The following is a 15,037-nucleotide window of genomic DNA, read 5'->3' on the forward strand; positions in this document are numbered from 1 at the left end:
CAAGAGTCTGGCGACATCTCAGCACAGTCAAATCTTAAGGGAATCTACTAAAAAGCTGCAGACCCTCGCACTGCACCGTCTAAAAAGAGTGACAGCGCAGTGCGCACAGAGATGGAGTCAGCCCTGATAGAGCGCCCCACCCTGCCGATGCAATTTAAGCGCCGGTGCGCGCTGCAATGATCTCCTCGGCCACGGAGGAAGGAACCTCAGCGTAGGAGTCGAAGATCATTGTGTAGTTAGCGCGACCCTGGGTCTTGGAACGCAGGTCACCAACGTAGCCAAACATCTCGGACAGCGGAACCAGAGCCTTAACAGCCTTGACGCCCGTACGGTCCTCCATGGAGTTAACCTGACCACGACGGGAGTTGATGTCACCGATGACCTCACCCATGTACTCTTCCGGAGTAATGACCTCAACGGCCATCATCGGCTCAAGCAGGACCGGCTTAGCCTTCTGGACAGCTTCCTTCAGAGCCTGCTGACCAGCAATCTTGAAGGCCATTTCAGAGGAGTCAACCTCGTGGTAAGCACCGTCGAGCAGGGTTGCCTGGATGTTCACCAGCGGGTAGCCAGCCAGGGTACCGTACTGCATTGCGTCCTGAATACCAGCGTCGACAGACGGAATGTATTCCTTCGGAACACGGCCACCGGTCACCTCGTTGACGAACTTGTAAGTGGTGGACTCACCCTCTTCAACCTCGTCAGTAGACGGAGCGTAAGGCTCCAGAGCAATGATGACGCGGGCAAACTGACCCGAACCACCGGTCTGCTTCTTGTGGGTGTACTCGAACTTCTCGACCGGCTTGCGGATGGTCTCGCGGTAAGCAACCTGCGGGTTACCGATGTTTGCTTCGACCTTGAACTCACGCTTCATGCGGTCAACCAGGACGTCGAGGTGGAGCTCGCCCATACCGCCGATAACGGTCTGGCCGGTTTCCTCATCCAGGCGAACGGTGAAGGTCGGGTCCTCTTCAGCAAGACGCTGAATAGCGGTACTCAGCTTCTCCTGGTCAGCCTTGGACTTCGGCTCAATAGCAACGGAGATAACCGGATCCGGGAAGGACATGGACTCCAGAACGATTGGAGCATCCTGTGCACACAGGGTGTCACCAGTGGTGGTGTCCTTCAGACCAATGAAGGCGTAGATGTTACCTGCCACTGCCTCGTCAACAGGGTTCTCCTTGTTGGCGTGCATCTGGAACAGCTTACCGACGCGCTCCTTCTTGTCCTTGGTGGAGTTCAGGACCTGCTGGCCCGGCTCCACGCGACCGGAGTAAACGCGGACGAAGGTCAGCTTACCGAAGAACGGGTGAGCAGCGATCTTGAATGCAAGAGCAGAGAACGGCTCATCCTTAGACGGCTTACGAACCATATCGACGTCCTCGTCGCCCATCTGGTGGCCGTGCACCTCACCGATGTCCAGCGGATTCGGCAGGAAGTCAATGACAGCGTCGAGCAGCGGCTCAACACCCTTGTTCTTGTAAGCGGTACCACAGTAGACCGGGTAGACCTCAGAGTTCAGAACCATCTTGCGGATGGCGCCCTTAATCTCGTCCATGGTCAGCTCTTCGCCACCGAAGTACTTTTCCATGAGCTCCTCGTCGGACTCAGCGACGGTCTCAATGAGCTTCTCACGGTACTCGTTAGCCTTGTCGACCAGGTCAGCCGGAATCTCCTCGACCTGCGCAGGAGTGCCAATCTCGACCTTGCCCGGCCACATGAGGGCCTTCATCTCCAGCAGGTCAACAACGCCGTCGAAGTCATCCTCAGCGCCAATCGGCAGCTGCATAACCAACGGCTTAGCGCCCAGGCGGTCAACGATGGTGCCAACGGTGTAGTAGAAGTCAGCGCCCAGCTTGTCCATCTTGTTGACGAAGCAAATACGTGGGACATCGTACTTCTGAGCCTGACGCCAAACCTGCTCAGACTGCGGCTCGACACCTTCCTTACCGTCGAAGACTGCGACGGCACCGTCGAGCACACGCAAGGAACGCTCGACCTCAACGGTGAAGTCGACGTGCCCCGGGGTATCGATGATGTTGATCTGGTTGTCGTTCCAGAAACAGGTCACAGCAGCGGAGGTAATGGTAATACCGCGCTCCTTCTCCTGCTCCATCCAGTCGGTTGTGGACGCACCATCGTGAGTCTCGCCGACCTTGCGGTTAATACCCGTGTAGTACAGGATGCGCTCGGTCGTAGTCGTCTTACCAGCATCGATGTGCGCCATGATGCCGATGTTGCGGACCTTGTGGAGGTCCTTCTTAACGGGAAGTGCACCTTCAGCCACTTGATTCCCCACTCGTTTCAAATCGGTTTGGCGGTGAGGCTCAATTACGGGATTGCAATTGGCCGTCAAATCCGCCGTCGGTCGGGTTTGCTTTATCTATAATGCCACCGTCTTGGCGCGAAGTCGCGCCGTGACGTACACCTTTTGCGTAAATTCTACGCAAGACATCGGGTGTAAGCGCCGGGCTGGCCCTATTTGAGTGACCCTTAAAGATCCGTGGACCGCGACCGACGCGCGCCGTTGACATACCGGCAGCTGCTTTACGACGGTGACCACTCGCGGCCCCGTCGATAAGCGATTACCAGCGGTAGTGAGCGAATGCGCGGTTTGCTTCCGCCATCTTGTGAGTGTCCTCACGACGCTTGACGGATGCACCCAGGCCGTTGGATGCATCGAGGATCTCGTTAGCGAGACGCTCGGTCATGGTGTTCTCACGACGCTGACGCGAGAACATCAGCAGCCAGCGCAGCGCCAGAGTGGTGCCACGGCCCGGACGAACCTCGACCGGGACCTGGTAGGTGGCGCCACCGACACGACGGGAACGAACCTCAAGAGCCGGCTTGACGTTCTCGATTGCGCGCTTCAGAGTCAGCACCGGGTCAGTACCGGTCTTCTCTTCGCACAGCTCAAGTGCACCGTAGACGATGCGCTCTGCGGTCGACTTCTTACCGTCAATCAGAACCTTGTTGACCAGCTGCGACACCAGAGGGGAGCCGTAGACCGGGTCGTTGACGACAGGACGCTTCTGTACTGGGCCCTTACGTGGCATGGCTTACTTCTCCTTCTTTGCGCCGTAGCGGGAACGAGCCTGCTTGCGGTCCTTGACACCCTGGGTGTCGAGGGAACCACGGACGATCTTGTAGCGGACACCCGGGAGGTCCTTAACACGACCACCGCGGACGAGCACCATGGAGTGCTCCTGCAGGTTGTGGCCCTCGCCCGGGATGTAAGCGGAGACCTCGACGCCGGAGGTCAGGCGCACACGAGCGACCTTACGAAGAGCCGAGTTCGGCTTCTTCGGGGTGGTGGTGTAAACACGGGTGCAAACGCCGCGACGCTGAGGGGAACCCTTCAGAGCTGCGGTTGCAACCTTAGCCTTCTTGTCATGGCGGCCCTTACGGACCAGCTGCTGAATAGTGGGCATGAAGCCTCTTTCTTCTTTCTCTCGCCGCCTGAGATTCTCGTGCCCGATACCGACCGCAGCGGAGTAACCACCATCCGTGTGAATGCTTCACAAGAAAAGTTATTACTCATCCAGTGGTGAGCCCATCGGTTTAACACGAGAAAAGCGGAGGGATTTTGAACGTGCGAAACCCAGTCAGCCGCTCTCGCTGGCCTACTGGGTAATGTCTCAAGTTCCCAATTCTTTTCTGGGATCGTTGTATAACAGTACGCGAGCTGGGGCTTTACTCCAAACACCCAGGTAATAGCGTAAAAATTTCAGCCACTTTGATCAGTGCGAAGGCCGACTCACAAATTATCGTCGTAAAGCATGGCGCGCCTCCCCACGCGCTCTCTTTCGTCACTGCAGTCACGCGCATGCTTTACGACGACTAGTTCTGTGGCCTTATTTATAGCCGGTTTTACGCCTCTAATTCACTTCGATGACACAGTTGCCGGCGAGCCCCACTCGCCCATCGGCTTCCACCTGAATGTTCGGAATGGTGTCGTTGGGGATGTCTGTTGGAATTTGCATCTCGGTCAGCGTGCTCGAAAGCTCAAACCCTTGGGTTTCTGCTTCTCGCTCCGGACTATTGCTATTAATGGTCAGCTTGATGTGGTCACCAGGCTGACCGTGATATGTGATCCGCGCTGTGGGCTTTTCGTGGTCGATTGCGATGACGCTTTCATCACAGGCGCCATTAGGCCCGATATTGCCCAGAATCGGCTCATCGGGCTTTCTGCTGTGCGCATTATTAGCACTCGGGGCAGGCGTTGTAGGTGCCTCCGACTGCGTATCATGACTGCCGTCATCGGCCTCACGGCCGACCTGTTGCTGGTCCTGTCCCCCACAACCAGCCAGGGCAGCCGCACATACAACTGCCGATAATGCGATTACGCCAACTTTTTCTACCTTCATATACTTTCAGGCTAGCTAGCGGACATGAGAATTATCGACGCTTAAGACAATTAGTCTTTCCACCACTGACGCTGCGGGACATCACCACGGGAGCCGTCCGGGAACACCTTTACACCCAGAACCTGGTGCAGCTGGATCTGGTTACATGCGAAGTTGTACTCGGAACCAGCCATGTACATGCCCCACAGCTTTGCGGTCTGCTCACCAACCAGCTCGACGGCCTTGTCCCAATCCTTGTCCAGTCGTTCACACCAGTCATAGAGAGTGTGCTCGTAGTCGAAACGCAGGTTCTGCTGATCGAGCATCTCAAAGCCCTGATCCTGCATTGCTCGCATGATAGTTCCGACACCGGTGAGCTCACCGTCTGGGAAGATGTAACGGTCGATGAAGGTGCCCTTGCGGGTGCGGTGGTTATCCCAGTAGGTGATGCAGTGGTTCAGCATCAAACCGCCTTCTTTCAACTTGCCATAGAGGAAGCCGAAGAAGCTCGGGTAGTTCTCCACACCGATGTGCTCCAAAAGACCGATTGCGGAGATGGCATCGAAGCCTTCTTCAGGAACATCGCGGTAGTCCTGGAAGCGCACCTCAGCAAGATCTTCCAGGCCCTCTTCCTTAATCTTGGCCTGTGCGTACTCTGCCTGCTGCTTCGACAGAGTCACGCCGATGGCCTTAACGCCGCGCCTTGCCGCATAGAGAACCATGCCGCCCCAACCACAGCCAACGTCGAGAAGCCTATCGCCTTCCTTCAGGCGCAACTTATCGAATACCAGGCGGTACTTGTTTTCCTGTGCCTCTTCGAGCGTGGAGTTCTCATTCGGGTAGTAGGCGCAGGTGTACGTCATCGATGGGCCCAGGATGATCTCGTAGAATTCATTACTGACGTCGTAATGCGACGAAATCGAGTCTGCGTCGCGTTCCTTAGAGTGACGTGCTAGACCGTTTTGCAGGCGCTTCTTCCACCATGCAGTACGTTCAATCTCGGGCACAACAGGAACATATGGCAGCCCCATCGAACGCAGGGAGCGAACAATCTTCGCCAAAGTTGCTGCAGGTGGCATCACGAATTGTTCGTGCAATTTCATCAGAGCGTCGAACGCTTCAATTGGGTGTCCGAGACGGACGCGAGTCAGCTCGATCTCACCGGTGACGAATGCGCGACCGAATCCGACATCATCACGCAGATGAGTAACGATGTAGTTCAGCGCATCGAGCGAGCGGACGTTCAAGCCTACTTTTGCATCGTCGGGGCCAGCGACTGAACCATCAAAAGCCGTCAGGCGAATTGGCAGAGGCTTCTCCGAGGTATCGATGAAGGCCTCGAAAATCTCTGCAACGTTCATTGGAGTAAATGCCATGGTGAATCCTTGCTATTAACTGGCTATTTCGAAGAATTGGAGAAAAGCCGCTTGAAGTGGTTGGGCTTCTAGTTAGGCACCAGTGACGGTCTTGTCATACAGCCGCGGGAACCGGGAATCAGGGTCGTAGATTGCTTTGAGCTCATCGGGTAGGTTGCCACCGTAGAGTGCTCCGAATTGTTCTGGTGAGTAGAACGCCTCGGAATACAGTGACTTGTGACCGCCCAAATCGCTGACCTTGGCCTCAATAACGCGGTTGAACGCGCCGAGGCGAGTATCTCCTGGGACATGGTTGTTCGGCACTGCAGACCAGAACCCGACATTGATCCAGGTGGTCTCGGGATCTAGCGGATACAGTGGCCAAGCACTGCTGCTGCCAGCGAGCTTGTCGCCAGTACCAATTAGCTCGCTGGAGCCATCACGAAGGTGAATCGGGCATAGCCACACAGGCTGGATATCGCAGGCTTGGAAAAACCAATCCAGGTATTCAGCCAAGTGGTCAACAGTGACCTCGATATCTTGGACGACGCGCTCATTGGCCGGCAGGCCTTTTCGTGCTTTCATTTTCGCGTCAATGTCGTACTTGCGATCGAGGCCGACGAACTTCCAATACACCGAGGATCGTTTGAGCTCGCGCGGCCACATTGCACGAACTGCGGGATTTTGGGTACCGAAGGCTCTAGAGCACCAGAACCAGTCAATATCCCAGCGCCAGATGTAATCGCGAATCTTCAGGCGATCTCGAGTAACGCCGGAGGGGTGCTGCAGGGACCTGTAGTAGATCTTGTCTCGGGAGTAGTCCGAGACGGGACCTTCCTCATCAGTTTTGCGTCCCAGCACCAGGTAAATCTCATTCGGCGAGAAAGCGACACCGTCAAGGAAGTGAACAGGCTCGCCTTGGAACTCCTTTTCCACGGAAATCTTTGCCAGATCCTCTGCAGCTTCCGTCGTGGAGTTGTACCGAACGTGTCGCAGCTCGACGTATGGAAGTGCTTCTTCGAGCTCGATTTTTAACCGTACGGTGTAGCCGAGGGAACCATAGGAGTTTGGAAAGCCACGGAAAAGATCGACATTTTCCGTGCGCGAGCAGGTCACAATTTCGCCGGTACCGACTAGGACATCCATCTCGATGACGGACTCATGTGGCAGGCCGTTACGGAAACTCGTTGACTCCACGCCAATACCGGTCACAGCTCCACCGAGCGTAATTGTCTTTAGCTCTGGCACAACCAAAGGCATCAGACCGTAGGGCAAAGTGGCATCTACCAGGTCTTCGTAGGTACACATTCCCTGCACGTCGGCAGTCTTTTCAACTGGATCGACGGCGATTACTCCGCCGAGACCGCTGACATCTAGACCTGGTACGAGAGTTTTACTACGCCCGCGAAAAAGGTTTGATGTGCGCTTCGCCAACCTGACCCGCTGGTCAGCAGGAATAGCTTGAAAGCTATCAACTAGCTTCCGCACGCCTTCTTCATGCGCATGCCAGCCCACAGGCTCAATGCGCACTGAATCAATTCCTCGCCCCGGCGCCATTTGCGCCACCGTAGAAGTAATTTTTCCGATTAGTCGTGGCAACGTGCCGACATCAGAATTTGGTCGATGAGCCATGGTGAATACCGCAACGGCATTTCACAGGTATTTTCTACGCGAATTCGCCCTAATTTTGTCTTTTTGGAAAAACTAAGGGCCTCTGCTGGGCTACCAATATCGAAAAATACCCGGATTGAACAGGTAAATTACGTCTACATATATAACTTGATTTAGGACGACTTAACTAGGCGTTCTTGTACCCTGCAAATGGGGTGGCAAGAAGTACGCCTCGCCATACTCAGCGCTCACCGTTCGTCGCTCACCGTTCGTCATGTTCACTGCCAGCGAAGGCAACTGCATTGCTAGTACCAGCGAGCTGACGTATAGGTGGGGCATGGCTAAAAAAGTTATTGTTATCGGCGGCCACGGCAAGGTGGCCCAAATCGCTACTCCCCTACTCATCAATGAAGGCTACGAAGTAACCTCAGTTATTCGTAACCCTGATCAGGTCTCGGACATTGAAGCGCTCGGTGCCACCCCAGCTGTCTATGACATCACCGAGCTCTCGACCGAGAAGTTCGCTGACCTGCTACGCGGCAATGATGCCGTCGTTTGGTCCGCTGGCGCAGGCGGCGGTTCATCAGAGCGCACCTACGCAATCGACCGCGATGCCGCAATCACCTCGATGGCAGCTGCCAAGGCCGCCGGAGTTAACCGCTACGTAATGGTGTCCTACTTTGGTGCCGGCCCGAACCACGGAGTTCCTGAGGATAATTCCTTCTTTGCCTACGCCGAGGCCAAGGCCGCCGCGGATACAGCTTTGCGCGAATCTGACTTGGACTGGACAATCCTGGGACCGAGCACGCTGACCTTCGACGAAGGCCAGGATTCCATTGACACCGATGCCACAAAGGCCACAAAGGTTGCCCGTGCAACGGTTGCCAATGTCATCGCGCAGACCGTATTCAACGATCAAACGATTGGTCGCACCATTAACTTCAATGAGGGCGATACCCCCATCTCAGAGGCGCTAAAGGCCTAGCGCCTCCTCTCAGGACGTTCGCACTGATGCGCTACGCCCCCGCCGCGATTGAGCCGGCATAACATGTCGGCCGTCGCGGTCCATTGTCAGTGCGAGCGAGGATATGTACTGCTCCGCGCCATCGTCGCCACGCTCCGCCGAAAGGATTACATCAGGTCGTTCGACCTGTTCACCGGTGATGACACAGGTGAAAGACTCATTGGATGGGTTCCCGTGCTCGTCGAAAAGCGGTGCGGCGATGCCGTCGTCAAAGCGACGTCGGTAGTAGCGCCCCTTAGTCAGAATTGCCATCGTCGGCGTGACGACGAAGGCGATTGCTGCGGCGACGAGTGCGGAGTACGGCACCAAGCTCTCGCCGAAAGCGCCGAAGTACATGGCGATTGAGATTGTCGCGGAAGCAACGAGCGAGGTAATGCCGACGGGGTTGAAGTCGTGAATCATTCCGCGTCGGTAGTCGGGATAAATCGGCGAGATCTTCAGGACCCACTTGTTAATTGCAATGTCCGTAGCCACTGTGAAAATCCACGCAATGGCGAGGTTTGAGTAGAACCCCAGAACCGCATTGAGCATGGAGAACATGTCGAACTCCATAAGCGCCAGTGCGATGCCGAGATTGACGAAGACGAAGACAATGCGTCCCGGATAGGACTTTGCCACTCGCGTGTAGGCGTTAGTCCACGCCAGCGAGCCAGAGTATGCATTCGTGGCGTTGATCTTGATTTGGCTCATCACCACCAAGACGACCGCCAGCGTGATTGCCAGCCACGTGGGCACCATTTCCTGGTACACCGTCATGAACTGATGCACTGGCTCAACGGCTTCGGTCATGCCGCCGCCGACCACCGAAATCATGTAGACCGCGAGAAACACACCGATAATCTGCTTAGCTGCACCGAAGATAACCCATCCCGGCCCAGCCATGATGACCGAGGCCCACCACGACGTGGCGTTGTCCTTTGTCTTCGGCGGCATGAAACGGATGAAGTCAATGTTCTCGGCAATCTGCGCCACCAGCGCCAAACACACACCGGCAGAAGCCATCATTGCCGCCAGGCTAGGACCTTCTCCCTGCCCCTGATAATGCAAGAAAGCGTCCACGGAGTCAGGGTGCCTGACGACGAGATACACCATCGGTAGCACCATCATGACTAGCCAGAGTGGGTTGGTCCACGTCTGCATCTTCTGTAGCGTCTTCATTCCGAAAACCACTACGGGGATGATGATGAGCACGCTCACCAGGTATCCCAGCCAAAGTGGTATCCCGAGCCCGAGCTTTAGGCCCTGGGCCATAATTGCGCCTTCGGTGGCGAAGAAGATGAATGTAAAAGTCGCGAAAATGACGTTGGTGATTACGGAGCCGTAGTAGCCAAAGCCGGAACCGCGTGTGATGAGGTCGAGGTCGAGATTGAACTTTGCGGCGTAGATTGCCAGCGGCGCGCTGGAGAGAAAAATCAAGACTGCGGCGATGAGAATGCCAACCACAGCGTTTGTTGTTCCGTGAGCAATGCCGATTCCAGCACCGATGGAGAAGTCAGCCAAGTAGGCCATTCCTCCCAGTGCCGAGCCGGCAACTGCTACTGGTGTCCACGTTCGGTAGTGTCGTGGCGCGAATCGGAGCGGATAGTCGTCACCCAACTTCGATGACGACCCAGTATTTCCCGCCCTCCGCTTTCCCTGCTTAGCGTCGGCCATTGTGGTCGTCATGAGATACCCCTGATGTCAGTTCACGACAGCTACTTCCTTCAGCTACCCCACACCAGCCGCCCAACTATAGGCCGGTCATCAGCTGTAATGCTGCCCAGCAAATTGCTGCCTCAGCGCCGAAAACCCATACGGCTGGCTTAGGCATAGCCTGCAAGTAACCAGTCATGATTCGGTAGTGCAGCAATTATTTGCTGTGAAATCAGATATAGTACGAACTGGCGTTGAGTCTCAATGAGCACACATTTTGAGCAGTTAGGCAGGTAACACATGCGCCTCACCCCGCGCGAGCAAGATAAACTCATGCTCTTTCTTGCAGCTCGTGTCGCCGAGCGACGAAAGAACCGCGGTCTAAAACTCAACCGGCCCGAAGCAGTAGCACTGATTAGCGATGCCGTCGTCGAAGCCGCCAGAGATGGTGTGACCGTGTCCGAAGCCATGACCATTGGCACCGAGGTACTCGGACCTGACGATGTCCTCGATGGTGTCCGCGAGGCAATCATGCTGGTACAGGTCGAGGCCACCTTCACCGATGGCACAAAGCTCGTATCCGTCCATGACCCAATTGGCGGCAAATAGATGGCAGCCCAGACCCCACGTATCCTCATCGCTCACTGCGGAGTCGATGCCAGCCCAGAGTTCATCACCACCGCAGTAGAGGGCCTCGACACTTTTGATCAGACCATCGTGACCTCCACAGGCACCGAGCTGCGCAGCACACTGGCGGATTTGGGCCGCGAGGACACCGAGAATCTCCATATCGTCGTTATGCCCATGACAAGTGGCCGCAATCTGCCACTCATCGCCGACACGGCCAAGACTTGTCAGTGGTTCAAGCGCAATCACTCGAATGTGCGCATTGCACTCGCGGCACCGCCGCTGGGTGCCACCACCACGCTGGCGTTTCTACGCGCAACGCTCCGGCGCGAGACCTCGGCCGACGATATCGCGGTCATATGTTCCGCTGCCATCGATCCGTTCGCGGACGCGGAGCTGTTCCGTATCGCTCGTCTGGCGTGGACGCACAGTTCTGGCGCCGATGTAGTGGTCGCGTTCGACGATGTCTACCCATCCGTCTCGCAGACGCTGGCACCGTATAAAGCCACGCTTGACGACGAGTCCTTGCGCCCAACCCGTCGGAGCACAGTAATCCGCGCTGATTTGCAGACAGCCGAGAATCAAAAACCACTCATCACCAGTACTGCACTGGCGACGGCCATCTCCCAGTCTGCTAAAACCGCTCTGCATCTTTTGCAGTCGCATGATGATGACGGCATTGAGGCAGCATTACTTGCCGATCATGAGCACGGTTATGCCCATAGTCACGGCGAGGAGGATGGCGGCCATGGACACAGTCACGGCCACGTGCATGGCCACGGTCATCATCACCACGGCCACGTGCATGGGCACAGTCACGGTCATGGTCACAACCATCATCACCACCATCACAGCGCAGATGTCCACACTGAGTTTGACCTAGGAAATATCGATGCAGATGCAACCGAGTAACAACACAGATTGTCGACAAATAGTTCTGAATAAAGGCCGCCGCGCTCTGCGACTAAAGGTGGCCAATACCGGCGACCGCGCAATCCAGGTCGGTTCTCACTATCACTTCTTCGAAGCCAATGCGGCTCTTTGCTTTGATCGCCATCAGGCCTGGGGAATGCACCTAAATATCCCCGCCGGCCTGGCAGTGCGCTTTGAACCCGGCGATACCAAGACGGTCACACTGGTCGACTTCGGTGGAGACCGCATTATCCACGGCTTCGCGGGGATGACTGAGGGCCCGCTGGATGATGAAGCCACTCGGGAAGCTGCCTTTCAGCGAATTGCCGACTACGGTTTTGCGCACGAGCCTGCAGAACCGATGCCAGTTGCCGCGGATGAGGAAACGACGATCAGCTCGTCGAGATACGCGGAGCTCTACGGCCCCACAACCGGCGATGTAGTACCGCTGGCGGATACCAATCTGGTCATTCGAATCGAGAAGGACTACACGGCCAACTTCCCCGGCGACGAGTCCATCTATGGCGGCGGTAAGTCCATCCGTGACGGCATGGCCCAAGATCCGCAGGCAACTCGCGCACAAGGCACGCCCGATACGGTTATTACGAGCGCGATTATTGTTGATGCTCTCCTGGGCGTCGTCAAGGCAGACGTGGGTCTGCGAGATGGCAAGATTGTCGCAATTGGTAAGTCGGGCAACCCGCATACGCAGGACGGAGTTCACCCCGACCTGGTCATTGGTGCTGGTACCGAGGTTATTGCCGGTGAGCATCGACTGCTGACGGCCGGTGGCATCGATACGCACATCCACTACCTGGCACCGCAGCAGGCCGAAGAGGGTCTCTCCAACGGCATTACGACGTTCTTCGGTGGCGGTACCGGGCCTGCGGAGGGGTCAAAGGGCACGACGTGTACGCCTGGTCAATTCCATATTCACACCATGCTGCGCGCGGCAGAGGGTCTGCCGGTCAATGCTGGTTTCCTGGGCAAGGGTTCGGGCAGTCAGCCGGACGCGCTGGTTGAACAGCTACTCGCTGGCGCTGCCGGGCTCAAGATTCACGAGGACTGGGGCGCGACACCTGCGACTATTCACAATGCGCTGGACATCTGCGATAAGTACGACGTTCAGCTGGCCATCCACACGGATACGCTCAACGAGTCAGGTTTCTTCGAGGACACGCGCAAAGCCATTGGTGACCAGACCATCCACACCTTCCACTCTGAAGGCGCCGGTGGCGGTCACGCCCCGGACATTTTGAAGGTCACGGCGATTCCGAATGTTCTGCCGGCTTCGACGAACCCGACGCTGCCCTACTCCATCAACAGCGCCGAAGAACTGCTGGATATGGTGATGGTCTGTCATCACCTTTCCCACTCGGTGCCGGAAGATGTCGCTTTTGCCGATTCGCGTGTTCGACCTGAGACCATCGCAGCTGAAACCGTGCTCCATGACATGGGCATCATTTCCATTTTCTCCTCCGATTCGCAGGCGATGGGACGAGTCGGCGAGTCCTTCACGCGCGCATTCCAGACTGCTCATCACTGCCGCGCCCAGCTCGGCCCACTTCCCGGTGCTGATGAAACCAATGGCGATGACAATGAACGCGTCCTGCGCTACTTGGCGAAGCTGACCATCAATCCCGCCATTTCCGCTGGAATTGATGACTATCTGGGTTCGGTGGAAGTCGGCAAGATTGCGGATTTGGTGCTGTGGCCAATCGATTCCTTTGCCGCAAAACCGGATGTGGTTCTGCGCTCCGGGGTAATCTGCTGGTCACAAATGGGCGATCCCAATGCATCCATCCCGACTCCTGAACCCTGCTATTTCCGCAATATGTTCGGCAATTACGGTTCCGCTCTCACGGCTACTCGCATTACCTTCATGTCCCAGGCCGCAATTGATGCCGGTGTGCCGGAAGAGCTCGGTTTGCAAAGCCGTGTTCTGCCGGTAAAGGACTGCCGCGGAATTGGCAAGGCAAACATGGTGCGAAACAACACTCTGGCCAAGATTGACGTCGATCCGGAAACCTATGTGGTCACCGTCGATGGCGAGCCCGTCAGCATCGAGCCTGCCCAGGAGCTTCCGCTAACGCGCCTGCACTATCTCTTCTAGGCTCTGGTGATGAGCTTGACTTCGTCGTTTTACCAGGCCTTGCAGTGGTCTGACACCGCATTCCCCTCCGGTCGCTATACGCTGTCGCATGGTCTCGAGGGGCTGGTCGCCGAGGGGATCGTCGGCAAGCGTGACGAGGCAGCACTTGCCACCGTCGCCGAGGACATGTTGCGTTATTCCTTCGCGCCGGTCGATCTGGCTGCGCATTTTCGCACGTGGGAGCAGGATTCGGTCGCTGGGATAATGCGAATCGACGCGATGGTGCATGCGGCACGACCGACGTTTTCGCAGCGGAGGGGCAGCGTGCGCGTCGGCAAGCAGATGCTGTTTATGGCGCGTGAGTTAGGGCTTGACGACGATACCCTGCGCGCGTATTCGAAAGCGGTGAGCAGCCCGGATGCGTCCAGCCGCTTGGCGTATGGGCACAGCCCGGTGGTGATGGCGTTGATTCATCGGTCCGCTGGACTGGATTCCGATGAGGCGGCGCAGGCCGAGGCCTTTGGTTTCGTCTCTGCTGTGGCATCAGCGGCGGTGCGATTGCAGGTGGCTGATTTTGTCGGTGCGCAGCGTCTGATTCGACAGCTGGCTCCAGTGGTCACGGAGGTTGTTGAGACTTCGCGGACGATTGGCACCGACGATATTGGTGCCTGTACGCCGCTGTTAGATATTGCCTCTGCGCGCCACGAGACTGCGGCGGCCCGATTGTTTATTACCTAAAGCTCGGCTTTTGGCCTCTGACAAGCAACTAGCAAGTTAACTATTAAGAAGGAATTTTTGACAATGGTTTTTCACGTTGGCATTGGTGGACCAGTCGGCTCCGGCAAGACGGCCTTGATTGAAACGCTCGTACCTGAGCTGATTTCCCGTGGTTTCACACCGGGCATCATTACCAATGACATCTACACCCAAGAGGATGCTCATCACATCCGGCAGGCGCTGGACGGCGTGGTCGACTCCTCGCGCATTATCGGTGTGGAGACAGGCTCGTGCCCACACACTGCGGTGCGCGATGATCCCACTATGAACCTCATGGCCAGCGCCGAGTTGCTGGAGGAGCACCCAGATATCGACATTGTTTTCTACGAATCCGGTGGCGATAACCTCACGCTGACTTTCTCACCTGCACTGGCGGACCTATTTGTCTTTGTGCTCGATACCGCCGAGGGGCAGAAGATGCCGAAGAAGCGTGGCCCTGGCATCACGGACTCCGATGTTCTTGTCATTAACAAGATTGACATCGCGCCCTATGTCCGCTGCGATGTGGACCAGATGCACACTGATGCGCTTGCCGTGCGCTCTGACAAGCCGGTCATGCTGACCAATTGTCTAGACGGCTCCGGCATTGCGGAGTTCGCCGATCTCATTGAGGCTGCGGCGAAGTCTGCGTCGGTTGATTCCTCCTCTGACCAGGCATAAC

Annotated in this window: 13 protein-coding genes; 6 read left to right on the top strand and 7 right to left on the bottom strand. The window is 56.5% G+C overall.

Going from position 1 to position 15,037, the window contains the following annotated elements; translation table 11 throughout:
• Positions 1 to 154: 154 nt before the first annotated feature.
• The 6 genes from fusA to HMPREF2860_RS06430 all read right to left on the bottom strand — a co-directional run bounded on the left by fusA (position 155) and on the right by HMPREF2860_RS06430 (position 7,333).
• On the bottom strand, positions 155 to 2,287 hold the full coding sequence (gene fusA, locus HMPREF2860_RS06405; RefSeq protein WP_038627639.1) for an elongation factor G: 2,133 nt from the start codon (positions 2,285 to 2,287) through the stop codon (positions 155 to 157).
• 298 nt (positions 2,288 to 2,585) lie between these two features.
• The gene (rpsG, locus tag HMPREF2860_RS06410; RefSeq protein WP_016422052.1) at positions 2,586 to 3,056 is read right to left on the bottom strand and encodes a 30S ribosomal protein S7; all 471 of its coding nucleotides are present in this window, start codon (positions 3,054 to 3,056) and stop codon (positions 2,586 to 2,588) included.
• Positions 3,057 to 3,059: 3 nt separating this feature from the next.
• The gene (rpsL, locus tag HMPREF2860_RS06415) at positions 3,060 to 3,431 is read right to left on the bottom strand and encodes a 30S ribosomal protein S12 (protein ID WP_038627636.1); all 372 of its coding nucleotides are present in this window, start codon (positions 3,429 to 3,431) and stop codon (positions 3,060 to 3,062) included.
• Positions 3,432 to 3,878: 447 nt separating this feature from the next.
• Positions 3,879 to 4,367: a hypothetical protein gene (locus HMPREF2860_RS06420; protein ID WP_038627634.1), complete on the bottom strand. Its 489-nt coding sequence runs from the start codon at positions 4,365 to 4,367 to the stop codon at positions 3,879 to 3,881.
• A gap of 50 nt (positions 4,368 to 4,417) precedes the next feature.
• Positions 4,418 to 5,722, bottom strand: coding sequence for an SAM-dependent methyltransferase (locus HMPREF2860_RS06425; RefSeq protein WP_038627632.1), 1,305 nt, complete (start codon positions 5,720 to 5,722; stop codon positions 4,418 to 4,420).
• Between the two features lie 72 nt (positions 5,723 to 5,794).
• The gene (locus HMPREF2860_RS06430; RefSeq protein WP_080972800.1) at positions 5,795 to 7,333 is read right to left on the bottom strand and encodes an FAD-binding oxidoreductase; all 1,539 of its coding nucleotides are present in this window, start codon (positions 7,331 to 7,333) and stop codon (positions 5,795 to 5,797) included.
• 316 nt (positions 7,334 to 7,649) lie between these two features.
• On the opposite strand from HMPREF2860_RS06430, the gene HMPREF2860_RS06435 reads away from it, so the two are divergent.
• Positions 7,650 to 8,297 carry an SDR family oxidoreductase gene (locus tag HMPREF2860_RS06435; protein ID WP_038627630.1) on the top strand — a complete coding sequence of 216 codons (648 nt, stop codon included), beginning with the start codon at positions 7,650 to 7,652 and terminating at the stop codon, positions 8,295 to 8,297.
• A gap of 9 nt (positions 8,298 to 8,306) precedes the next feature.
• Here the strand turns inward: HMPREF2860_RS06435 and HMPREF2860_RS06440 are convergent, their stop codons facing one another.
• Entirely contained in the window at positions 8,307 to 10,001 is a 1,695-nt protein-coding gene (locus HMPREF2860_RS06440; protein ID WP_070560804.1) for a purine-cytosine permease family protein, read from the bottom strand.
• A gap of 267 nt (positions 10,002 to 10,268) precedes the next feature.
• Here HMPREF2860_RS06440 and HMPREF2860_RS06445 point away from each other — a divergent pair, with 267 nt between their 5' ends.
• From HMPREF2860_RS06445 to ureG, 5 genes are all read left to right on the top strand, one after another.
• Positions 10,269 to 10,577: an urease subunit gamma gene (locus tag HMPREF2860_RS06445; protein WP_038627628.1), complete on the top strand. Its 309-nt coding sequence runs from the start codon at positions 10,269 to 10,271 to the stop codon at positions 10,575 to 10,577.
• Entirely contained in the window at positions 10,578 to 11,507 is a 930-nt protein-coding gene (locus HMPREF2860_RS06450) for a hypothetical protein (protein WP_049180775.1), read from the top strand.
• Entirely contained in the window at positions 11,494 to 13,620 is a 2,127-nt protein-coding gene (gene ureC, locus HMPREF2860_RS06455) for an urease subunit alpha (protein ID WP_080972809.1), read from the top strand. The genes HMPREF2860_RS06450 and ureC overlap by 14 nt, the downstream gene beginning before the upstream one ends.
• Before the next feature lie 9 nt (positions 13,621 to 13,629).
• Positions 13,630 to 14,337: an urease accessory protein UreF gene (locus tag HMPREF2860_RS06460; RefSeq protein WP_038627626.1), complete on the top strand. Its 708-nt coding sequence runs from the start codon at positions 13,630 to 13,632 to the stop codon at positions 14,335 to 14,337.
• Positions 14,338 to 14,400: 63 nt separating this feature from the next.
• Complete coding sequence (gene ureG, locus HMPREF2860_RS06465; protein WP_141737478.1) at positions 14,401 to 15,036, top strand: urease accessory protein UreG; 636 nt, start codon at positions 14,401 to 14,403, stop codon at positions 15,034 to 15,036.
• Position 15,037 lies beyond the last annotated feature (1 nt).

It is taken from the genome of Corynebacterium sp. HMSC064E10 (genome assembly GCF_001812505.1).
Classification (GTDB): Bacteria; Actinomycetota; Actinomycetes; order Mycobacteriales; family Mycobacteriaceae; genus Corynebacterium; species Corynebacterium amycolatum.

Bases quoted from the DNA above. Each gene is read 5' to 3' on its own strand.
- HMPREF2860_RS06425 (WP_038627632.1), bottom strand. From the start codon at position 5,722: ATGGCATTTACTCCAATGAACGTTGCAGAGATTTTCGAGGCCTTCATC.
- ureC (WP_080972809.1), top strand. From the start codon at position 11,494: ATGCAACCGAGTAACAACACAGATTGTCGACAAATAGTTCTGAATAAA.
- HMPREF2860_RS06430 (WP_080972800.1), bottom strand. From the start codon at position 7,333: ATGGCTCATCGACCAAATTCTGATGTCGGCACGTTGCCACGACTAATC.
- HMPREF2860_RS06445 (WP_038627628.1), top strand. From the start codon at position 10,269: ATGCGCCTCACCCCGCGCGAGCAAGATAAACTCATGCTCTTTCTTGCA.
- HMPREF2860_RS06450 (WP_049180775.1), top strand. From the start codon at position 10,578: ATGGCAGCCCAGACCCCACGTATCCTCATCGCTCACTGCGGAGTCGAT.
- ureG (WP_141737478.1), top strand. From the start codon at position 14,401: ATGGTTTTTCACGTTGGCATTGGTGGACCAGTCGGCTCCGGCAAGACG.
- HMPREF2860_RS06435 (WP_038627630.1), top strand. From the start codon at position 7,650: ATGGCTAAAAAAGTTATTGTTATCGGCGGCCACGGCAAGGTGGCCCAA.
- HMPREF2860_RS06460 (WP_038627626.1), top strand. From the start codon at position 13,630: ATGAGCTTGACTTCGTCGTTTTACCAGGCCTTGCAGTGGTCTGACACC.
- rpsG (WP_016422052.1), bottom strand. From the start codon at position 3,056: ATGCCACGTAAGGGCCCAGTACAGAAGCGTCCTGTCGTCAACGACCCG.
- HMPREF2860_RS06440 (WP_070560804.1), bottom strand. From the start codon at position 10,001: ATGACGACCACAATGGCCGACGCTAAGCAGGGAAAGCGGAGGGCGGGA.
- rpsL (WP_038627636.1), bottom strand. From the start codon at position 3,431: ATGCCCACTATTCAGCAGCTGGTCCGTAAGGGCCGCCATGACAAGAAG.
- HMPREF2860_RS06420 (WP_038627634.1), bottom strand. From the start codon at position 4,367: ATGAAGGTAGAAAAAGTTGGCGTAATCGCATTATCGGCAGTTGTATGT.